The sequence below is a fragment of the Arthrobacter sp. FW306-07-I genome (assembly GCF_021800405.1).
GTDB lineage: Bacteria > Actinomycetota > Actinomycetes > Actinomycetales > Micrococcaceae > Arthrobacter.
The window spans coordinates 36057-57065 of the sequence record NZ_CP084551.1 but is presented as its reverse complement, the minus strand read 5'-3'; the positions used below and the strand labels follow the sequence as shown (position 1 = coordinate 57065).

15 protein-coding genes and 2 pseudogenes are annotated in these 21009 nt (G+C 63.1%); 10 read left to right on the top strand and 7 right to left on the bottom strand.

The window, feature by feature from the left end; genetic code table 11:
* The first annotated feature begins 694 nt into the window (after positions 1–694).
* Positions 695–1305 (top strand): annotated as a pseudogene (locus LFT46_RS20935) (recombinase family protein).
* Between the two features lie 70 nt (positions 1306–1375).
* Here LFT46_RS20935 and LFT46_RS20930 read toward each other — a convergent pair.
* The 5 genes and pseudogenes from LFT46_RS20930 to LFT46_RS20905 all read right to left on the bottom strand — a co-directional run bounded on the left by LFT46_RS20930 (position 1376) and on the right by LFT46_RS20905 (position 8949).
* A complete protein-coding gene (locus tag LFT46_RS20930) occupies positions 1376–1588 on the bottom strand; it encodes a helix-turn-helix domain-containing protein (protein WP_236822192.1) in 213 nt (70 codons plus the stop codon).
* A gap of 5 nt (positions 1589–1593) precedes the next feature.
* A complete protein-coding gene (locus tag LFT46_RS20925) occupies positions 1594–4692 on the bottom strand; it encodes a type I restriction endonuclease subunit R (RefSeq protein WP_236822153.1) in 3099 nt (1032 codons plus the stop codon).
* Positions 4689–5807, bottom strand: a complete 1119-nt coding sequence (locus tag LFT46_RS21230) for a restriction endonuclease subunit S (protein WP_272910847.1) — start codon at positions 5805–5807, stop codon at positions 4689–4691. Before LFT46_RS21230 ends, LFT46_RS20925 begins: the two co-directional genes overlap by 4 nt.
* Complete coding sequence (locus LFT46_RS20910) at positions 5804–7753, bottom strand: type I restriction-modification system subunit M (RefSeq protein ID WP_236822152.1); 1950 nt, start codon at positions 7751–7753, stop codon at positions 5804–5806. Before LFT46_RS20910 ends, LFT46_RS21230 begins: the two co-directional genes overlap by 4 nt.
* 357 nt (positions 7754–8110) lie before the next feature.
* Positions 8111–8949 (bottom strand): annotated as a pseudogene (locus tag LFT46_RS20905) (ATP-dependent DNA ligase).
* 1052 nt (positions 8950–10001) lie between these two features.
* On the opposite strand from LFT46_RS20905, the gene LFT46_RS20900 reads away from it, so the two are divergent.
* The 6 genes from LFT46_RS20900 (at position 10002) to LFT46_RS20875 (ending at position 16652) form a co-directional block, all read left to right on the top strand.
* The gene (locus tag LFT46_RS20900) at positions 10002–10430 is read left to right on the top strand and encodes a hypothetical protein (protein ID WP_236822151.1); all 429 of its coding nucleotides are present in this window, start codon (positions 10002–10004) and stop codon (positions 10428–10430) included.
* 76 nt (positions 10431–10506) lie between these two features.
* Positions 10507–10857, top strand: coding sequence for a hypothetical protein (locus LFT46_RS20895; protein ID WP_236822150.1), 351 nt, complete (start codon positions 10507–10509; stop codon positions 10855–10857).
* A gap of 588 nt (positions 10858–11445) precedes the next feature.
* Positions 11446–12438 carry a DUF4192 family protein gene (locus LFT46_RS20890; RefSeq protein ID WP_236822149.1) on the top strand — a complete coding sequence of 331 codons (993 nt, stop codon included), beginning with the start codon at positions 11446–11448 and terminating at the stop codon, positions 12436–12438.
* A gap of 194 nt (positions 12439–12632) precedes the next feature.
* Positions 12633–12782, top strand: coding sequence for a hypothetical protein (locus LFT46_RS20885; protein ID WP_236822148.1), 150 nt, complete (start codon positions 12633–12635; stop codon positions 12780–12782).
* A gap of 1084 nt (positions 12783–13866) precedes the next feature.
* Entirely contained in the window at positions 13867–15096 is a 1230-nt protein-coding gene (locus tag LFT46_RS20880; RefSeq protein ID WP_236820602.1) for an IS110 family transposase, read from the top strand.
* 206 nt (positions 15097–15302) lie between these two features.
* Positions 15303–16652: a ParB/RepB/Spo0J family partition protein gene (locus LFT46_RS20875; RefSeq protein WP_236822147.1), complete on the top strand. Its 1350-nt coding sequence runs from the start codon at positions 15303–15305 to the stop codon at positions 16650–16652.
* Between the two features lie 323 nt (positions 16653–16975).
* Here LFT46_RS20875 and LFT46_RS20870 read toward each other — a convergent pair whose 3' ends face one another.
* Together LFT46_RS20870 and LFT46_RS20865 are read right to left on the bottom strand one after the other, a co-directional pair.
* The gene (locus LFT46_RS20870; protein ID WP_236822146.1) at positions 16976–17299 is read right to left on the bottom strand and encodes a hypothetical protein; all 324 of its coding nucleotides are present in this window, start codon (positions 17297–17299) and stop codon (positions 16976–16978) included.
* A 10-nt stretch (positions 17300–17309) separates the two neighbouring features.
* The gene (locus LFT46_RS20865) at positions 17310–17570 is read right to left on the bottom strand and encodes a helix-turn-helix transcriptional regulator (RefSeq protein ID WP_236822145.1); all 261 of its coding nucleotides are present in this window, start codon (positions 17568–17570) and stop codon (positions 17310–17312) included.
* 422 nt (positions 17571–17992) lie between these two features.
* On the opposite strand from LFT46_RS20865, the gene mobC reads away from it, so the two are divergent.
* The 3 genes from mobC to LFT46_RS20850 are packed head-to-tail and all read left to right on the top strand — an operon-like array spanning position 17993 to position 20904.
* A complete protein-coding gene (gene mobC, locus LFT46_RS20860) occupies positions 17993–18385 on the top strand; it encodes a plasmid mobilization relaxosome protein MobC (protein ID WP_236822144.1) in 393 nt (130 codons plus the stop codon).
* Positions 18385–19944 (top strand): relaxase/mobilization nuclease domain-containing protein, encoded by a 1560-nt coding sequence (locus LFT46_RS20855; protein WP_236822143.1) that lies wholly within the window; start codon positions 18385–18387, stop codon positions 19942–19944. Before mobC ends, LFT46_RS20855 begins: the two co-directional genes overlap by 1 nt.
* Positions 19945–19962: 18 nt before the next feature.
* The gene (locus LFT46_RS20850) at positions 19963–20904 is read left to right on the top strand and encodes a hypothetical protein (protein ID WP_236822142.1); all 942 of its coding nucleotides are present in this window, start codon (positions 19963–19965) and stop codon (positions 20902–20904) included.
* Positions 20905–21009: the final 105 nt, after the last annotated feature.

Sequence of the window (21009 nt, the reverse complement as noted above, 5' to 3'; positions counted from 1 at the left end):
TTGCACGCCGGATCCAGGCACTGCCTTGGGCATCGCGGAACGCCACTTCTACCCCGGCGCGGCGACTCATCCCTTGCCACCCGCTTTGGACCCGGACCCGCCAAGTCCCCGGAGGAACGACGAGTACGGTCTTCTGATAGGTCCATCGCAAGTCCAGACTTGAAAGATCCTCACCTGTCCTGGCTCCCGCGCCTTGGAGCAGCACGAGGCTGACTACCGCGTTGTAGATGGGCAACTGGGAATCATTTCTTACGACCAAAGAGTCGACCATATCCTGTCCCTCGACGCGGCCACCAAACCATCCAAAGACCCGCTCCGCTTGGGCTCTCTTCACGTGCGCTGCTCGTTCTACCTCAGCAGCGATTCGTCGCGCTCTCTCAGTGCGAAGACCGAGGATTGCAACCCAGACTGCAGCACTTGTCGCAATCGCGCCAGCCCAGGTCGCCACATCCCCCACACTCATGCCGAAGACCGAGATCCCCAGGTCATCCATCTGCACTCGCATGTGGCAATGCTACTGATCATCTGCGCCCGTTCAGCGTCGCATGCCTTCGCCCCGCCCGTTAGCCGGTCGATCACCGTATCGGGGAAGTCCGCCGTCACGTTCCGCGCGGTTGCTGGCCTAGGTCATGTACGTAAGACCTGCACGATCAAATGCACGGTGACGGGGGGGATTACTGCAACCGTGTTCCTTATGACTGGAATGAAGATCGGTTATGCCCAGGTCTCGACGATTGATCAGGACCTGACCGCTCAACGTAATGCCCTCTTTGCCCTGGGTGTAGAGGAGGCCCAGATCTATGTCGATCACGGACTTACGGGGCGAATCGGGTGCGCCCTGGGCTCCGTGAAGCGATGGCGGCGTGCCGGACCGGCGATACGCTCGTGGTGACCAAGCTCGACCGGCTGGCGCGCTCCCTTTCCGATGCCAGAGATATAGCCGACGAGCTGACAGCCAAGGAGGTAGTGCTTAGTCTCGGCGGCAGCACCCACGATCCGAACGATCCGGTTGGCCGGCTGCTGTTCAACGTCCTGGGAATGGTGGCCGAGTTTGAGGCGGATCTGATCCGGATGCGCACCCGTGAGGGAATGGCGGTCGCTAAGGCGAAGGGGCGGCTGAAAGGCAAGCAGCCCAAGTTGTCCAAGACGCAGCGGAAGCATCTTCTGTCCCTGCATGACGCCGGCGAGCATACGCAGGCTGAATTGGCCGAGCTGTTCCGGGTGTCGCGGACGACGGTGTACCGCGAGCTGCAAAGGCGCACCATCAGAAGACGGACGCGGTGCCGACTGCTAGGAACGCGATAAATAGCGCCGCAAAAAGACCGCCATTTATCGCCAAAAGTCACACTCAAAGCCACAACAGAGGGTTGTCTTGCTACAAAGATTCCACCTTCAAGGTGAGCCCAAGTGCCTCTGCGACCTTGGAAAGGGTCGCGGTTGAGATATCGTTCCCCGCTTCTACACGAGCGATGGTAGGTCGCGAGACCCCGGCCTGTTCGGCGAGGGTTTCCTGCGACCAGCCTCGCTGATGTCGAGCCTCTCGAATAGCTTCAGCGAGGCCTGCAGCCGTATGCGACTTCTCCTTCATCCCTTTCATGCCAAGGAATTGTCTGATGAGGGGGCGGTGTGGTGTTCCGCGTGTAAGGCATCGGCGCTGATTTTCGTGATTTCCGCCAAAAATTCTGGATCTGCCAAATACGACTGGATTTCCTGCGACTCCTGGCATGCCTTGAGCATCGCTAACCCGACCGCGCCGCCGAAGCTCTCGGAAGCTTTGAGCTGAGCTGCGCTGTTATTCTTAGCCATCGCTACGGCCTCCGTGTTGGAGTCCAGGAACCCCCAGTAGGTGGTGATGAAACCAGCAACGCTTGCTGAATTCACCTCGACGCCCTTGGACTGGAACATTTCGTTGACGCGGCTGATCGCTTCGTCGAGTGGCCCCCGGATTGGCGCTCCCCCCGACTTGTGTTCGCCCTCAAACTCAGGCAGCCTTATCGCTCCGTCGCCGCCCTCTGTCAACGAGTGGTCCTCGCTGATAGCCGACGGAGTGAACTTCACACCGGAGAGTTGCACGCCCTCTAGGTAGCTGTCGTCGTGCTGTCTGCCGTCGACGTGCAGATTCCTAGCCAAAAGAGTCGTCAGGATGGCGCGACGGTGGAGGTCCGGGTCCTGGTAGTCGACAATCTGGCTAAGGAACTGCCAGGCATTCCGGTAGCCGATCACGTCGGCCCGGAAGCTTTCAAGTAACTCACGCTTGGGTTTGTCCTTTTTAACTCTTGCTTGCTGCCACTGCCCATTCCAGCGGTTCTTGATCAGCCCGAGTGACTTCTGAAGTGCTTCTCCGCCTTCGTCTTCTAAGTAAGCCTTCGCGACCGCGTTCATCTCGTCCAAGGTGTAGATGTCGGCGGTGTCCAGCCGGTCGGCAAGGGTGTATAGAGCGTTGGGATCAACGTCTCCATTTACATGTGCATCCGAGTAGTACACCTTGAAGTCAGCCTGGACGTTCTGAGGGGAGTTTCGGAAGTCCACCACCATCGGCGCCGGCTTGCCGGGGTAAGTCCGGTTGAGACGCGAGAGCGTTTGGACAGTGGCAACCCCGGAAAGCTTCTTATCGACGTACATCGCCATCAGACGCGGCTCGTCAAATCCCGTCTGGAACTTGTTGGCAACGATGAGAACCCTGTACTCGTCTTCTTCACGGAATGACTTGGCGGTGTCGCTGCGCTGGTTTAATCCCGCTTCGGTCACGCCGTCAGTCCCGTCGGGTGTGAGGGTGCCTGAGAACGCGACGAGGGTGCGCATGTCGGAATAGCCCTGGCTTGCGATGTACTCGTTCATCTTCGTGGACCAGTGATAAGCCTCGATGCGCGAGCTGGTGACAACCATGGCCTTTGCTGTACCTGAGAGCATATGCGCAACGTTGCGGCGGAAGTGCTCCACGACAACCCTGACCTTTTGAGCGATCGCAGTCGGGTGCAGGCGTGCGTAGCGGACGATATTGGTCACCGCTTCACCGGTGTTGACCTGGATCTCAGTTTCGGCGTCCAGCTCGTTCTTGACCCTGAGGAACATGTCGTACGTCGAGTAGTTGGACAGCACGTCGAGGATGAAGCCCTCTTCGATAGCTTGGGCCATCGTGTAGGTATCGAAGGCTTCCCACCGGCCGTCGCGCTCGGTCCCGAACAGTCGCAGCGTCTTTGCCTTCGGAGTAGCCGTCAGGGCGATGAACGTGATGTTACTGGACGCGGCGATGGCCGAGTCTTTGGCCTGCAACAAGTCGTCAGCGCTGATGTCCTCGTCGTCGTCGAGGTCCACGTCGGCCAGCAGTTCCTTGAGATTGCGCGCCCCCGAGCCGGACTGCGACGAATGCGCCTCGTCCGCAACGACCGCCCAACGCCTACCGCGGAGTTCGCTTGTGTCCTCTATGAGCTTCATCAACTCGGGGAAGGTCTGCAACGTGCAGGTGATGATGTGGTCGCCCTCCAGCAGCGACTTCTTCAGCTGCGGTGATTTTGCCCCTGACTTTTCACCGACCGTGAAGACCAGTCCTCGGCTGGACTGGACCAGGTTCATGTCGTGGCGGATGTTCTCATCCAGAACCGTGCGGTCGGTGACGACGATGACGGAGTCGAAGGTCGACTTGGCGTCGGAGCTCATGTGGCGAATTAGGCGGTGGCTCAGCCACGCAATGGTCTTGGTCTTGCCGGAGCCGGCGGAGTGCCAGATCAGGTAGCGCCCGCCAGGACCATGGGTCTCGATGTCGCCGACCACGCGCTCGACGGCGCGTAGCTGATGGAAGCGCGGAAACACGAGCCGACCCTCGTCTTTTTTACCAGTCTTGTTCGGTTCCCAGAGTGCGAAGTCCTTGAGGATGCGCATAAAGGTCGGTCGGGCGAGGATGGCGCGCCAGAGGTAGTTCGTGGAAGACCCGTCGGAGGGCGGGTTGCCTTCGTGCCCTTCATTGCCCTGGTTGAACGGCAGGAAGACTGTGTCCTCCCCCTGGAGCTTCGTAGTCATGTAAACCAGGTCGTTGGAAACCGCGAAGTGAACGAGGACACGTCCGGGGGCCAGTAGTGCGCTGGCCTTCCCGGGCTTGCGGTCCTGCTTGTACTGACGGATGGCATGGATGACCGTCTGGGTGTTGTCGGTCTTAATTTCCATCGTCACTACCGGGATGCCGTTGGCCGACAGCACGACGTCGATGGACTCATTTGTCCCGGTATCGAAGCGCACCTGTCGCAAGATACGCAGGCGCACAGCATCGGACGCTTCGAGGACCTCTGTCAGGTTTGGGTTTGCAGGCGGGAATGCCATCATCGGGCCGAATTTGGCCGTGGGCCGGCCTATTTGGGCGAAGTTGAAGCCTCGCCTCAGCACGCCGAGTAGGCCACCGATCGGGTGGCCGGTGGTCGGATCCATCCTCGTAGGTTTGGCCAGTTCCTTGGTGACGTGCTCCAGGAGCTTACGCTCGGCAGCTTCCTTCGCGCCGTTCACCAGGTCATCGGGAACAGCCTTTGTATACTCGTCCGGGTACTGCAGGTTCAGCCAGCGCAGCACATCACCGGGCACCAAGGCCAGAGCGACGTCCCAATCAATCGGTTTTCCGTCGTCCTCGTAGACCCAGCCTTGTTCGGAGAGCTCGGCGCAAAGATTTTCCTCGAACTCCAGCTCCATCAGCTGCGCATGGCTCATGCGATTTCCTTCTTGCCGGTTACCACGTCAGTGATGAGCGCGGACTTGTGTTCGGTGAGAAGCTCTCTCAGTCTTAGGACTTTGGCGAGCATGGCGTCAATCTCAGCGATGACTTCGTCAAGGTGGCTCGTCACGCCGTATTGCTCTTCGGGGGACGTAAATGGGATCGGGAGATCCAGCAGGTCACGAACATTAATGCGAGGGGTGCGGACATTGCCTTGATCCACGGATCCGATCCCCCTCAGTCTTTGGGACATATAACCAATAAACTCTGGGGAACGCATAGCATGTTCTGCCCAAGCAGGACTGAGGCGGCTATGAGGTCTGAGTACTGAATAATCAGGGCTTACCAACCCATCTACGTGCACCTGTCCGAGGCCTCCTTGGAACGCGCGCATACGGTTCAGCACGATGTCGCCAGCCCGTGCGACCTTGTAACTAGTCAGGTCTGCACCCGCTCTCTGATTGGACGTGGATTCTTCTCGTAACTGAACACCATGGTGAATGGAGACGGAGAGCAGCGGCAGTTCACTATTCGCCTCGCCTGCCCGAATGTCCACCTCGTCCATGAGCCACTTCAGCTTCACGTTCTCGAAGCCCATTGAAAACAGCCTGGATCCGGCGGTCGCCCGACGCAAACGGAGACGCTCAGCTAAATCACCAAGCTTGCGGAGCATTGCGTCGACTTTAGCGGTCTCCCGGTCCAAGTATTCGGCCATGCGTCGCTGTGTAGCGGTCGGGAGGAGGGGCACCTTCAGTCGTCCAAGCGTCGAACTCGTCATGCTCGGGATTGCAGTGTCTGTGGAATGCAGGCCATAGGGGATTGTCGTAGCCCAGTAGTAAAGCCATCTCCCGTCGATAGCGTCGCTTAGCTCCGTATAGAACATAGTGTCTACGGTCCAGAATCGCCCTTTGACGTGCAACGGCTTGTCAACGGTTCCCTTCCTGCCGAACAGGACGGATTCGCCGTCGTACAGGTGTGAGGAGGCAGTCGCAAAGGGTCCTCCTGACCCGATTACTGGGACCCTTCCCTCGTCATCAACAACGTGCTTGTAATCTTGCCCGCTTCGAAACCGTACGAGGTACTGGAGGGCAACCTCGGCGCTTTCGGTCATTCGTCCCTCACCGCTGCGAACATCTCGGACAGCTCATTCATGAGTGCTTGCACTTCGGCATCGATCTCAGCCAAGGGACGGGGTTCCTCTGGGACGTAGAAAAGGCGCGTGAACGGGATCTCGTTGCCCTTCTTCGCCTTGGACTCGTCCCATTGCGCTTCGGGCGCAAACGGGAGTACTTCACGTTCCATATGCTCGGTTATGTCTTCGTTCATCGAGACACGCTCGGTCATCTTCCAGCCGTTATCGAGCACCGGATTCCCTTTACGGTCCGTAGCAGGCGGGGCAGCCTCGTCAGGCGCAGCCATAGCTTTCATTACGGCGTCCAAAAGACCGATGGGAGTCTTTAGTCCCGCTGCCTTGGCCGCCTTAGGGAAGGTCTCCGGAAGGTCATTCCAGCTGGTGCCATCCAGTGACTTGAGCACTGGGACATGCTCATCGGTGAAGTCGCGTCGGCTGCGCAGTGCGTCCACTGCTTGGTCGCTGTAACGTGTGGCGAGGCGGGCTTGCCGGTAGACCGGGACGTCGCGAAACATGAAGTCCCCCGGTGCGAGGATGCGCGAGATCGGGGAGTCTGTGAAGGCCTTGTACGCCTTCACTATGTCCTCGCGTTTCGGTTCGGTCATCTCGCGGCGCTTCTCGCCCATGGGCTTTATCGGGTCCCAATGCCCGGAGGCATCGATGAGTTGGATCTTGCCCTTGCGGTGCGGTTCTTTTTCCGCGTCCAGGAACCAGACATAGGTGGCGATGCCTGTGCCGTAAAACATGTTCACAGGCAGAGCAACGATGGCGTCAATCAGGTCCTCACGCAACAGCCACTCTCGTATGGCATTGGGCCCAGGATCACTAGCAAACAGCGGCGAGGCGTTCGATACTACGGCAGCGCGTCCGCCGTGGCCTGTCTTTCCAGCGGGGCTGAGCTTCGAGGCGCAGTGTGCAAGGAACAGCATCTGCCCGTCGCTGGTACCAGGCAGACCATGGCTGAACCGGGAGCCTGGAACTTTGGCCTGTTTGCGGACAGCTTTTTGGTCCTCTTCAGCAGACCAGTCCTTGCCGAACGGCGGGTTCGACAACACGTAGTCAAAAGTCTGGCCTTCGTAGAGGTCGGCAACGAGGGTGTTGCCCTGCTTAATGGCATCCGGACGGCCTCCCTGGATGAGCAAATCCGCCTTACCCAGCGCGTAGGCAGAGGGCATAAGTTCCTGGCCATAGAGCGTGACCTTTACGTCTGGGTTAAGGTCTCGCAGGGCACTTTGGGCGACGAGCAGCATGCCGCCGGATCCTGCCGTCGGATCGTAAATCGAACGCAATGTACTCTCACCGACCAAGGAGTCATCGTCAGCTGCGAACAAGATGTCTACCATGAGTCGAATGGCGTCGCGCGGAGTATAGAAATTACCGGCGGCCTTGCCCTTTTTGTTGAAGGCCCGGTACATGACGTCCTCGAAGATGTCGCCCATTGCGGTATCGGCGAAGTGGCCCGGGTTGAGGTCGAGGGTGGAAAAGTGCTTTATGACTGAGTGCAAGCGGTTCGCGGAGGCCAATGTTGCAACCCGCCTCGGGAACTCGAAGGCGGTCCAGATATCAGCGATGTTGTCGGAGAACCCTGAGACGTAGCTCAACACGGACTTATCAACGTTGTCATCTACAGATGCGATGGTCACCAGATCCAGCGGAGAGGTGTTGAAAAAGCTCAGGCCGAACCGGTCCTTGACTGCAATATCAATGAAGTGGGGAGGTAACTCACCGAGCGATTGGACGAAATGCACCACGTCTTTTTTGGAGTCGGCCAGCATGCACTCCAAGCGCCGTAGGACCGTGAACGGCAGAATGTAGTCACCGTAATCCTCTTCCTCGACCACATCGCGAAGAAATTTATCGGCAGTTTCCCAGACGATCCGCGCCGTCGTTCTAGAACTTGCAGAAATCGCTGTTGGTACTGTCATGCCTACCCAGTTTCATGTCGCTTACGGCTGTATCAGCAACATTACATTGGGAAGAGATGCCGGTCCCGCTCGTTCGTACGGACGTCAGCCCCTTGGTCAACTGCAACCACATCGAGGCCGAAGGCGACACGTACGAAGATGCCAGGGAAGACCTGTACGCGCTTCTGGAAGAGCGCCAAAACCTCATATTGATCCGCACGGATCGCTAGCCCGCATGAAGCCGGTCCGGTAGGACGACATCGGCAGGGGATAGCTCCGGCCGAGCCCGGAGGATCCGCAAGGGGTGCCGGAAGGACCTTCCTGACCATGCGGTGTCTGCAGAGACCTCAACAACCAGCGGCTCCACGAGCGTCAGCGTCACGGGTTCCTTGTCGCGGTTGAACCTGTCCAGGGGTGCTCACGCAATGGGGGCTGTAGCCATCGCGCCAGTTCCCGGCTTTCCCTCGTCTTCAGTGGCGTGGAGCGGCCTACGATCCGCAGCTCGCCGCCCAGGACGAGGCCGGCGACAACTTCAGAAGGTTGGCTGATGGGTCCGATCACTGCGCCGCAGATGATGTCTACGGTTTCTCGGTGTTTGAGCTTCAGCCATGAGCGGGCACCCGGGGTGTAGGGCTGGTTCAAATCCTTGATGACCAGCCCTTCAATCCCTGTCGGTGGCAGGTCCTCGAACCACTGTGCTGCTACCTCCCGGTCCGTGGTGGTGGGGGAGAGGGACAGCGGCGGCTCCCAGCCGTTGGCGAGTTCTTCAAGGAGCGCCCGCCGCTGGCTCAGAGGCAGGTCCCTGGCGTCATGCCCGGCGACGGCCAGCACATCGAACGCCACGTAAGTGGCAGGTGCCGCGGCGAGCAGTCCGGGGAGGGTTTTTGGTCCGGCGCCCAGGCGCTGCTGCAGGGCGGTGAAGTTCAGCCGGCCCTGGCTCCAGATCACGGCTTCGCCGTCGATAACGCATCCAGATGTGGTACCTGATTTGCGAGGGCTTCGGCCAGATCAGGCAGGATCCGGGTAAGTTCTTTGCCCTGTCGGGACCACAGCGTCACCTGATCGGCCTCAATGAAGGGTGTCGTCCGGTAGCCATCCCATTTGGGTTCTGCCCATAGGCCGCCGGGCAGCGCGTTGCGGCCAGGGAAGGCCTTGATGAGTTTGGCCAGGGTAACCGCGACCGGTGGTTGCAGTGCCGGCGGCAGGGACTCGGCCATCCGCCCAGCCTAGAGGAGAAACGTCGGCACGGGACGTCTGCTCCGACTTATCGGATCGGCGAACCTTGCGTTGCAGCCTCCTCCTTGCGGAGGCTGCGAAGCAAGGCCGCCATGCTCCGCACAGCTGCCGGGTCTTCCTGCCAGGGCTGGGCGCCCCGTGAACAGGCATGGAAGCTCGTGGCAGCTGACTCTTTGGCCGCCTCGGCAAGCTCTGCCCAAGCATCCTTTAGTTCAGCCACTTGCTCAGGTGTCAACGGCTCCTGTTCCTCAGGCACAGCCGCCAATGCCAGGACGGATCCGTCAGCGTTCGTCACTGGCTTTCGCAGCCCGAACCAGTCCCGCAAACCCATACGCTTTCCCCTCCACCAAGCGTCCCGCCAGGAGTAAGTCCCCTGCGGGTCCCGCTACCACCGGCGAGACACCTCCACCGTACCAAGAGCCCAAAGCAGCCATGAGGGGAAGGCAAAGGGCCGCAGGCGTGGGAAAAGCGGCCCTCTGCCCTGGGTGTAAACATCCTGCTGCTTACGCCTTCGAGCATCCCACAGAAAGGGTGCGGCCGGGGAGTTTTTAGCCTCGCCGTCACCGGCCAACTGGGGGGAGCGGCCGGTGACGGGGGCAGTACAAGTTTACCGCCGCAGGGACCGGTTGCCGCTGCGCAGCAACCAATTGATGGGCGTCCGCTCCGCAGGCTCCGCGGCCGGCTGTTGGTGCCTGGGGGTGCCGTCGCAGGGCTCCGGACCCCCTGGCCCTGTCCTTGTCTGCGACGCTTTTTTTGGCTGCTGTCCTGACGGATTGTACGTGCCCGCTCCGGCCCGTCCAGCCCCTCCTTCGTCGGGGCCTGCGGTGCGGGAATCTTCGACGGCGCTCCTGCGTCGCTGATTTCCTTACGAAGATTTCCGCCCCTTGCCCTACGGGTGGACGGGTCTCCGTCGGGCACAGCTCCGCAAGCTCCGCCAGCAGCCAAAACAACGCGGGGGAGGGGAAGGGGAGCTGGCCGGTCACCACAGGGCCGCCCCACCCACCCCACTTCTCGGACAAGAAGGAACAACACCATGAACGCAGTAATCAGGAAGACCGTGACCCTCGCCGACACCGGGGAAGCCATCGAGGACATGACCGTCCTGGGCGATTACCACATGAACGGCGGCTACGACTGGATGGATCTGATCGAACAGCACGGCTGGACCGTGCTCTCCTGCTGGGGCTCGGAGGGCTGGGATCTGGGCCAGTGGCCCTACGTGATGGTTGCCGCGACCCGCACCGCTGACCGCATCGGAAACCTGTTTGGCGTCGCCACGTACTGCGAGGGCGACGTGACCTGCACCTACTACCGGACCAAGGCCCGCCAGTGGGACGCGATCACCGAACAGGCGTTCTTCCACTGGAAGAACGGCCAGGCACACGGCCCGGACGATCTGCCCGAAGCCGCCGCCGAGCTCCCCAGCCGCTACCGGATGCCCTGCACCGTCAACGTCGCCTAACCACCACCACACCGTTGTGCTGCCCGGCCACAGGGCCGGGCAGCACAGCCCAACAAACCCGAAGGGATATCAGCAGATGAGTAACGACACCACAGCACCCAAAGGCATCACAGCCCTGATCTACCGCGACGACCTGGGCACGGACTTCTCCAACCGGGGCATCTCCGCCACAGCCATGGAAGTGACCGTCATCGGGGAAGGCATCGACCCGGTGTTCGCCGCCACCGAGGAACGGCCCGCCGTCCGGCTCGTGAAGAACAAGCACTTCAACGCCGAGACTGTTGTCCACGCCGAGCCGGTCACCCAGGCAGGGGAACCCGCACCGTGGTACATGTTCGGGGGCACGTTCATCTACAGCAGTGACGCCCGCTTCCGCCGCGCCGCCGGACGCTACGGAGCGGTCCCGCTCCACGACCGCCGCGAATAGCCAGGAGGTGACCAGCCTTTCCCGGGGGCCGGTCACCGCGGGCGGTCCGCCGCTGCGTGGCCGGCTTCAGGAGGTGGTTGCCGGCGGCGGACCGCCCATCGCGCAGGGGACGGGTGCGGGTGCCTGCCGCCCGCGGCATGCCGGGGCCGCAACCCTGGTGGGGCGCCTGGTGGCTGGGGGAGTGTGTTCGCCAGGGCTCACATGAAGCGGGCGTCCGCTCCGCAGGCTCCGCGGCCGGCTGGGGGACCAGGGGGTGCCGTCGCAGGGCTCCGGACCCCCTGGCCCTTCTTGTCTGCGACTTTTTGGCTGCTGTCCTGACGGATTGTACGTGCCCGCTCCGGCCCGTCCAGCCCCTGTCGTTCCTCCAGGGGCCTGCGGTGTGGAAATGCTTCGACGGCGCTCCTGCGTCGCTGATTTCCTTACGAAGATTTCCGCCCCTTGCCCTACGGGTGGACGGGTCTCCGTCGGGCACAGCTCCGCAAGCTCCGCCAGCAGCCAAAACAACGCGGGGGAGGGGAAGGGGAGCTGGCCGGGTCACCACGAACCGCCCCACCCACCCCACTTCTCGGACAAGAAGGAACAACACCCATGACTGAAAAACTGACGATCTCCGGTTCCGCTGACCTGCTCGCCGCCGTCCCGCACCTGCTGGGCACCGAGCCGAAGGAGTCCTTCGTCGTGTTCACGCTCCGTGCGGGCATCCTGGGCGCCAGCCTGCGCATGGATGCACCGGCGGAGGCGGCCCCGGAGGATTACGCGCAGCTGATGACCACCTACGCGGCCTACGATGAGAAGGCGACAGGCAGCGTCGTCATCGTGTACACCGACGAAGAGCACGGCAGCGGCTGCCCGTACGCCGCGCACGTCGCGGCCCTCACGAACGAGCTGGCCACCGCCCGGATGCCCGTCCACATCGTTCTGCTGGTCACCGGTACCCACTGGGCACCCTACGGGACGGCCGAGACGAACGCGCTGGACGAGGTTCGGGACAGCAACGCCAACGCTACGCTGACCTACTTCGGGTCCGCCCCGGACCTTGACGTGTACAACCCCGAGTTCCTGGGCACGTGGGCGGCACCGGTCCAGGCCCCGGAAGGCACCGACGAAGACCTGGACACCGCCCGCGGGATGTGGGCGGCCGCGCTGGATCGCGTGGATGGAGCACCGGCGCTGGACACGGACACCGCCCGGCAGTTGGCGGCGGCATTCCAGCACCGGCACATCCGCGACTACCTGTTCCGGGACATCATCACCACCCACAACGGCAGCTTTGAAGACGTGTTGATGGGCACGTTCACCGCCCGTCCCGACTGGGACCGCGTGGACCGCGCGGAAGCCCTCGCCTTCGAGCTGATGAAGGTTGTACCGGCCGGGCAGCGCGCCCCGATGCTGACCCTGATGGGCTGGCTTCAGTGGCTGAAGGGCCGCGGATCCCAAGCCGACCGGTACCTGAAGCTCGCTACCGAGGACGCTGCAGGTTTCCGCCTCGCCGTGCTGTTGCGGGAAGTGATTATCCAGGGCCGAGTCGCTGACGTAGCCCGCGACCCCGGAAAGTCCTACCAGCGCCGCATCATTCAGTAGGGGAACGGGCCGGGCCGGATCACTATACGATCCCGGCCCGGCCTTCCTGTGGTGGCGGGGCGGCCTCCTCCGCTGCGCTCCCCCGGCCGCCGTTCACGCTGGCGCGGGCGCAGCCACAAAATCCCTTGAACGCGCAGAAACCACGGCTACAGTGAAACCCTGGAACACTGCACCGAACCAGGAAGCGCGCGAGCATGGCAACCGACTACATCCTCACCGAGGACGACTTACCCGGCGACGACGCCAGCCTGGCCGAAGACATCATGGAACTGAGCCTGCTTACCGCCGACGAATCCGGCGTGCCGGTGGATATTGCGTGGGCCCAGGAACACCACAACTTCTAAGCATCTCGCAGCACTGATGCTGCCCTGAATCTTCCTTTGTCCGAGGAACACAAAGAGCCGGCCCCGATGGTGGCCGGCTCTTTGCGTCCTCCATCAACCCCTACCCGCAAGGGACAAGCTCCGGCAGAAGGACAGAAGGATGCCCGCCGCGGCCGGACGTCCTTAGAGAACAACCGGCGCAGGAGGACGGGACAACCCTAGCAACACCCTCACCAAAACCCGGGAACCTTCACCTCCAAGGTTCGGGCGTCCGCTCCGCAGGCTCCGCGGCCGGCTGTTGGGGTCAGGGGGTGCCGTCGCAGGGCTCCGGACCCCCTGGCCCGTTTTTGTCTGCGACGCTTTTTGGCTGCTGTCCTGACGGATTGTACGTGCCCGCTCCGGCCCGTCCAGCCCCTGTCGTTCCTCCAGGGGCCTGCGGTGTGGAAATTCTTCGACGGCGCTCCTAATTCGTAGTTAAGCGGCTTCCAGGTGACCAGGTGGTGGGGCTCTTCCCGGGGCTGTCTTGTTGGGGTTCTGTGGGGGAGTTACCGGTGGTGACGCCTTCGGCGCTCTTGGATCTTGGAATCCTCGACGCAGAGCGGCGCGGTCACCGGCGGCCCCACCGCGGGACTCCCAGATGTGACCGCAAATCGCTTCCGGCGGGACCAGGTCAGCTGGCCCCGCCGGAAGCTGTTATCGGGGTTCCCGCGGTGGCAGCGCTGCTGCGACGCCTCCGGCGCTCTTCGGTCCTTGAACCCTCGACGAAGAGCGGCGCGTAACGGCGGATTCACGCCGCAGGCCCCCCGGACCGGGCCGGCCAATGCTTCGGTGTTGTTGCCGGCCAGGTTCCGCCGCCCGCGTGGCGGCGGAACCCCCGACTGATGGCGTGGTACTTGGTTCTCGTGGTGGCGTGCAGGCTGCGGGATGACCCCTTCCTTCTCCGGGAGCCGTGGAGCTCTTGGTTAGACCGGGGCGCCCGAAGTGGACTCGTTTCACGAACGGCTGGTGAGATGGCAGACCTTCGAGTCTTGGAATTAGGGCGCTGCGTGATCCGAACTGGCACACCCCGAGAACAGAACACACCCTTGACTGCGAGGAGCACAGATTGGACCTCTACTGCGGGATCGACTGGGCCGAAGGCCACCATGACATCGCTATTATCGACAGCGCCGGCGAGCTGCTGGCCAAACGCCGGATCACCGACGACGCCGCCGGCTACCGGGACCTGATGGAATTGCTCGCCGACCATGGGGACACACCCCAGGACCCCGTCCCGGTGGCGATCGAAACCAGCCAGGGCCTGCTCGTCGCGGCCCTGCGCGCCGGCGCCCGGAAAATCTATGCGGTCAATCCGCTCTCCGCCGCCCGCTACCGCGACCGGCACGGGGTCTCGAAGAAGAAGTCCGACCCGGGCGATGCCCTGGTGCTGGCGAACATCCTGCGCACCGACGCCCATGCGCACCGCCCCCTGCCGGCCGACACCGAGCAGGCGCGGGCGATCACCGTCCTGGCCCGCGCCCAGCAGGACGCGGTCTGGGCACGCCAGCAGACCGCCAACCAGCTCCGCTCCGTGCTGCGCCAGTTCTACCCGGCCCTCCTACAGGCCGGCGCGGTCTGGCAGAACGGCCTTACCCGCCCTGAAATCAGGGAACTGCTGCGCATCGCCCCCACCCCGGGCACGGGCGCACGGCTCAGCACCGCCCGGATCGAAACCGCCCTGCGCCGCGCGGGACGGTCCCGCGGCATCACTGCCCAGGCCCAGCGGATCAAAACCATCTTCCGCGGCGATCACGCCCGCCAGCCCCAGGCCGTCGAAGACGCCATGGGCCAGCAGGCCGCCGGCCTGCTGCTTCTCCTCGACGCCGCCTGCCAGGCCGTCGACCAGCTCGGCGCCGCCGTCGAGGAAGCCTTCCTCACCCACCCCGACGCCCAGATCCTGCTCAGCTTCCCCGGGATCGGAAACCAGCTCGGAGCCCGGCTCCTGGCCGAAATCGGAGACGACAGGCAACGGTTCGCAGACGCCCGCGCCCTGAAGGCCTACGCCGGCTCCGCACCCATCACCAGAGCCTCGGGCAAGAAGAAATTCGTCGGCCGCAGATTCGTCAAGAACGACCGCCTCAGCACCGTCGGCTACATGTGGGCACTGTCCGCCCTCACCGGATCCCCAGGCGCCAAAGCCCACTACAAACGCCGCCGCGCAGCCGGGGACTGGCACGCAGCAGCCCAACGCAACCTCTTCAACCGCCTCCTCGGCCAACTCCACCACTGCCTCACCACCAACACCCAATTCGACGAAACCACAGCCTTCACCCCACCCGCAGAGCTCGCTGCTTGACTTCCTAAACACGTGAGATGTCTGCGTCGCTGATTTCCTTACGAAGATTTCCGCCCCTTGCCCTTACGGGTGGACAGGCGCTCCGTCGGGCACAGCTCCGCAAGCTCCGCCAGCAGCCAAAACAACGCCGGGGAGAAGGGGAGCTGGCCGGTCACCACGAACCGCCCCACCCACCCAACTTCTCGGACAAGAAGGACAGATATTTTATGAGCGCAACACCTGTACTGGAGATGCTCGACCCGGCCAGCCTGACGGTCGATGTCAACGTCCGCAAGGACGCCGCCCTCACCGCGGATTTCGTCGCCAGCATCAAAGAACACGGCGTGATGGAACCGGTCATCGCCCACCGCAAGGACGACGGTACCGTGCACGTGCTGATGGGTCAGCGTCGCACCCGCGCCGCCGTCGAAGCAGGGCGGCCGGTGATCCCAGTAATGATCATCCAGTCCCCCGAGGAAGCGGAGCGGATCGTGACGCAGGTGGTGGAGAACATCCAGCGCGCCGAACTGACCGAAGCGGACGAGGCCGAGGCGTACCATCAGCTGTCCCTGATCGGGGTGTCGGCGGCAGCGATCGCGAAGAAGACAGGCCGCACCCGGACCACCGTTGAAAGCGCACTGAAGGCCAAGTCCTCCGACGCGGGAGCGGCAGCCCTGGGCAAAGGATGGTCGATTGAGGAGGCCCTGATCATGGCCGAGTTTGAAGGTGACGTATCAGCGTCTGAGGAGCTCGAGTCGGTCATGATGGACGAACCCGATCAGCTCCTGCACGTCGCCCAGCTCCTGCGCGATAAGCGTGAGAGCGCCGCCGCTCTCGCCGCCCTGCAGGAGGAACTTGAAGCCCAGGGCAAGACCATCGTGGAGGACGCCGGGCATTACGCCGACGACGAGAACCTTTACGTCACCGCCGCGAAAAGGGAGGACGGGGAACCTGCCACTGAGGAGGACGCCAACGCCGTCCTGATCACCACGGATTACCGCGGCCAGCACCGCACGCATTCCGTGATCGCGGCGTGGAAGGACACGGGCTTCGTCCCGAAGTACGAACGCTACGACGGTGTCCAGCAACAGCAGAAGGGTCCCATGAGCGAGGAACAGAAGGCCGAGCGTAAAACGCTGATCGAGCGCAATAAAGCGATGTTGTCCGCGCAGGTGGTCCGCCGTGATTTTGTGACCGGCCTGTTGGCGAAGAAGCAGGCACCGAAGGGATGGCAGTACTTCACCGTCCACGCGATCACTCACCACCCGGAGACGGCCAGCGGCTACGACGGGGAGGTGGCTGCAGGGATGGTCGGGGCCAAGATGGTCGAGGAGAAGACCTGGGCGTGGAACCCGCTCCGCACTCACGTGGCGAAGTCCACGGCACGGCCAGAGTTTTCCCTGATTGCGCTGGTCTGTGCCGGGTATGAGAAGACGATCGCGAAGGACTCATGGCGGTCCCCGAGCCAAGCCCACAGGGACTACTTGAACCAGCTGGTGACGTGGGGATACACCGCAAGTGAGGTTGAAAAAATCATCCTCGACAGCGGTACCCCAACCGCGGACGAAGAAGCCTAAAGTCCCGTGCCGGGCGGCCGCGAACGCCGCCCGGCAAGGCCCCACCCGCTCATCATCCGAGGGCCAGGAACCTTCCAAAAGTCGGGCGGTCCGCCGCCCGTGTGCGCACCATGACAGCCACTCACCAGCGGCGGACCGCCGTTTGCGCAAGACTACGACCCGCACCATCGTGCCGCGCAGCACCTGCAGAGGCTGGTAGAGTTGTGACCAGATTTCCATTGTCCGAGGAGAACAAAAAGGGCCGGCTAAAGCCGGCCCTTTTTGTGTCCTAATAAGTGCCACGTGTAGTGCGGGAATGCCGCCCGGACGAGCGCATGCAGGGGTCAGTTCAGGGAAGCCGCATGATGCCCATCCGGCTGCCGGGCTTCACCCTGAAGCGTGGCGGTGTCGGTGGCTTTAGTCTGGGCCTTGCGGCGCCGTCCTGCTGCGGCCGGTTCGAGACCGAGTTTCTTGAGTTCCTCGGGGCTCCACCCGTCACGGGTTGCCTGAACGTACGCGCGCTTGTCGTCACGCTCGGCTGATGCGAGCTGGTCCTTGAGATCTGTGATGCGCTGCCGTGTTCGTACCAGATTGGTCACTGACTCTATCCGTGAGTCCAGGAGAGCGCGGGCCTGGTTTCGTGTCTGTTCAATGTCGAGATTCGCCATGGGATCCAGCCTAACGATCGTCCCGACGCCGGGTCCGCCGGACGCGCCCATCCCGGCATGAGGTTTGCCCGGTGGCCGCAGGACCTTCTGCCAGCAGGCCGGCGTTGTTGGGGTCGTTGAACCAGTCCCGTAGATAGTCGTCAACGTAGCTGACGGTGCGTGCGGTGAACTGGAAGTATTCGGGGCCGATACCTTGCTGCCGCCACTGTCGCAGTTGCGTCGATGAGACGCCGTATTGCCTGGCCACTGTGGTTGGTGAGATGAGAGCCAAAACTGTACCTTTCGCTATCCCTATGCCGCGTTCCTTTCGGCACGCTTGCCGAAACTTGGCCGGTGAAGGAATTGGCCAGTCGGAGTGGCCGGACCGTGGAATACCGGAGCGGAGCGAGGATATGCCGCGAAAGCCGGCTGCGGAGACTTGCCAAGGAAGGACCGGGCAGTAGCCTCACCCAGCCGAAACGGAACGACGCAGTCGTTGTGAACAAGTCAGACGCGAAGCGTCCTGCAGGGCAGTACCGGACAACCACCAAAGCGCCGAATAAGAGCGCAGGCGATTTTCCGGAGCAAGCTAGGCGGTTATGTGCCATAACCCGCGTGTCGATCCACGGCCTGCGCGCGTTGATCGGCGACACTGAGGGTGTCGGCCCGGAAATTCCGGGGCGCTGCGCTGGGCATGTGGGGGAGGGGCACGGGATGAGCGAAGAGCCGAAGTCTCCCCGCCGGTTCACCCGCCGGCGCCGGGCGAACATTGACGGCGCTACCCAGTACGTGCGCGTGTCGATGTCCGAATTTGAGCGCGCGCAGTTGAAGGTCCTGGAGGCGCGGACGGGGCGCAGCCCGTCGGAGATCCTTGTCAGCGCTGCCCTGTACGCGGAGAACTCCGAGTCGCTGGCTGAACGCCGGGCGATGGCGGTGGAATTCATCGCCGCACGCCGCTACCTTGCAGCCCTGTCGAACAACGTCAACCAGCTGGCCCGTCACGCGAACGCCACGGACGAGTTCCCGGAAGCTGCCCGCACCGTGTTGACCCGTGTCCGGGCTGTCGCCGACCGGCTCAATTCGATGCTGGATTCGATGGTGCGCTGATGATTCCCAACATCACCAAGGGCACCCGCATGCATGGGTTGATCGCATACCTTGCCGGTCCCGGGAGGGCGAACGAGCACACCGACCCGCACCTGGTCGCAGGCTCACCGTCGATCATGGCCTGGCACAACGACGACGAATTGAACGCTGAGGGCGCCGGGGCCATTGCCAAGGAACTCGACCGCGCCCGTAGCGTCCTGGGTGTCGAGATTCCCGGCGGACATGTCTGGCACTGCTCCCTGTCACTGCGTGCCGAAGAAGGCGACCTCACTGACGAGAAATGGGCGGCCATCGCCCAGGACTTCATGGACGAAATGGGGTTCACCGAAGCCAGCGGCCGTGCACCGGCACAATGGGTCGCGATCCGTCACGGCCACAGCAAAGCCGGGAACGACCACATCCATATTGCCGCGTCCATGGTCCGCGAGGACGGCACCAAGTGGAGCAGCTGGCGGGACTTCCCGCGCGCACAACAAGTAGCCCGCGAGCTTGAGAAAAAGTACGGCCTGGAAGAACTCTCACCCACGCATTCCACCCGCGGTCTGCGTCCCGGTGAGCGCGAAGCATCCGCACGGCGCGGCGCACCCGAACCGGAACGCCGGTCATTGGAACGCAAGGTCCGTGCCTGCGCGACTGCAGCCCAGGATGAGGCAGAATTCGTCCGCCGTCTCCGCCGTATCGGTGCCTTGGTCCGGCCACGGTACGCGTCCGGACGCGACGATGTCGTGGTCGGCTACAGCGTGGCCGAACGTCCCCCAAAGGGTGGCCGGCCGGTCTGGTTCGGCGGCGGTCACCTCGCCAAAGACCTTGCCCTGCCCAAGCTCCGCACCGAGTGGCAGGACACCCCGCAAGGGGCGGCTGAAGCCGTCGCCGAATGGCAGGCAGCAGCCCGCGGACGGCGCCCTGTAACTGTCGGCCGTGAAGCTTACGAACCGGACCCGCAACTGTGGGAGCAGTACAGCGACGAAGTCGCACGGCTGCGCGAAAACCTGCGCTCCGTTCCGCTGGATGACCACGCCACCTGGGCGCACGTAGCCCGCGAAACGTCGGGGGCGTTTGCTGCCTGGTCGACAGCCACGGAACCAACGCCTGGACCCCTGGCAGCGGCAGCCGATGAACTGGCCAAGACGGCGCAGCTCCGCCGCTACCCAGTCAGGCCTATCCGCAGCGTCGGACCATCGGCCCGGGGAGCCTCGCTGATGCTCATGGCGGCCACGATGGGCGGGGCGGGAACCGCTGCCCAGGCGATCATGCTGCGGCAGCTGCTCAACGTCGCCAAGGCCGTCCACGACATGCACAAGGCCTCAAACGATCTTCGCCGGGCACGGCAGATCAGCCACATGGTCAGGCACCAATTGAGCCAGGTCGCTGCCGCGCTGCCCAGCACTCCCGCGCCGGCACCGGTTGTAGATAGTGAAGCGGCCGAAGCTGTAGGCACGAGCACTGCCGGCCAGACCCAAGGACGCCCCGCCGGTTCGGTGCTGCCACCGAAATACGAGCAGGCACGTACCCACACGACCACCCGGGGCGGGAGCACCCGCCCGGACCTTGAAAGATGACCACCAGGAGGGGGAACCATGAGTGAATCTGACGGCATCGAGGAAGCCATCGAAGGAATGACCCGCGTCGGGCTGACCGTCGCCGGACGGCTCGGTGAGCAGCTGGCCAGGACACGCGAACAAGAGCTGCGCCGCGCCCAGGCGGCCGAGGAACAACAAGCCCGGGAACTGCAGGCCCGGTACGGCGCCGAGCGTGCTGCTGCCCGCGCACAGCTCGCCCCGGTCATGGACAACCGATGGTGGGACACAGCCAGCGGCCGAGACATCGAACGGGTCCACGAGACCGCCACCGCATGGAAGGACCACGACCCGGCAGCGCGCGACGCAGCCGAGGCAATCCGCGACCAGGTGCAACGCCGCTACGGCCTGGACGTGGACAACCCGGGCGCCGACGAAGCATCCGTGGCTGCCGCAATGGCGAAGGCCGAGCGGGACCGCGACCAAGCCCAATCGGAACGCACCGCCGGCCGGGACGAGAATGCCCAGACTGCACAGCTGCTGGCCGAAGCCGACCGAGAAGACAGGGAACGGGCGGCCGCCGTTGAGGCACCCTCCAAGGAAGACCTTAACGAGGCGCTGGCGTGGCTCCATGAGGCAAAACCCATCGAGGCACATAACTGGGAACAGCTGCACAACTTTGCGGACAGAGTCGCCGAGGAAAAGGACATGGAAAGGAAGCTGATCAGGGATTGGACAGCCGCCCGCGACAATCCCCGCGCCGAGCATCTGCACCATGAAGCCGGAGTCAAATACGATTCAGCCGAACGCCGCCAGACACTGGCTGCCAGCCTGGAAAGCGTCGCCGACCGCGAAGCTGTCCAAGCGCGGCTCAGCGCCGACCAGGACCAGGGCACACCACCCAACGCAGCCGTGGCTAAGGGGCCAAAGCCTGCAAAGGCCCGCAAAACGCGCGGAGCGAACGGACAGACAAAGCTCCTTCAAAAGGGCATGAGCCGGTAGACCTTGAGGCCGTCCAGCCCGGGAAAATCAAACAGCGCTGACCGGGGCCGACTAACTGGCCCCGGTTGGGCGCTGGCCAGAGAGCATGTCCCAGTGACCGGAGTC

Bases quoted from the DNA above. Each gene is read 5' to 3' on its own strand.
- LFT46_RS20930 (WP_236822192.1), bottom strand. From the start codon at position 1,588: ATGAAGGAGAAGTCGCATACGGCTGCAGGCCTCGCTGAAGCTATTCGA.
- LFT46_RS20925 (WP_236822153.1), bottom strand. From the start codon at position 4,692: ATGAGCCATGCGCAGCTGATGGAGCTGGAGTTCGAGGAAAATCTTTGC.
- LFT46_RS21230 (WP_272910847.1), bottom strand. From the start codon at position 5,807: ATGACCGAAAGCGCCGAGGTTGCCCTCCAGTACCTCGTACGGTTTCGA.
- LFT46_RS20910 (WP_236822152.1), bottom strand. From the start codon at position 7,753: ATGACAGTACCAACAGCGATTTCTGCAAGTTCTAGAACGACGGCGCGG.
- LFT46_RS20900 (WP_236822151.1), top strand. From the start codon at position 10,002: ATGAACGCAGTAATCAGGAAGACCGTGACCCTCGCCGACACCGGGGAA.
- LFT46_RS20895 (WP_236822150.1), top strand. From the start codon at position 10,507: ATGAGTAACGACACCACAGCACCCAAAGGCATCACAGCCCTGATCTAC.
- LFT46_RS20890 (WP_236822149.1), top strand. From the start codon at position 11,446: ATGACTGAAAAACTGACGATCTCCGGTTCCGCTGACCTGCTCGCCGCC.
- LFT46_RS20885 (WP_236822148.1), top strand. From the start codon at position 12,633: ATGGCAACCGACTACATCCTCACCGAGGACGACTTACCCGGCGACGAC.
- LFT46_RS20875 (WP_236822147.1), top strand. From the start codon at position 15,303: ATGAGCGCAACACCTGTACTGGAGATGCTCGACCCGGCCAGCCTGACG.
- LFT46_RS20870 (WP_236822146.1), bottom strand. From the start codon at position 17,299: ATGGCGAATCTCGACATTGAACAGACACGAAACCAGGCCCGCGCTCTC.
- mobC (WP_236822144.1), top strand. From the start codon at position 17,993: ATGAGCGAAGAGCCGAAGTCTCCCCGCCGGTTCACCCGCCGGCGCCGG.
- LFT46_RS20855 (WP_236822143.1), top strand. From the start codon at position 18,385: ATGATTCCCAACATCACCAAGGGCACCCGCATGCATGGGTTGATCGCA.
- LFT46_RS20850 (WP_236822142.1), top strand. From the start codon at position 19,963: ATGAGTGAATCTGACGGCATCGAGGAAGCCATCGAAGGAATGACCCGC.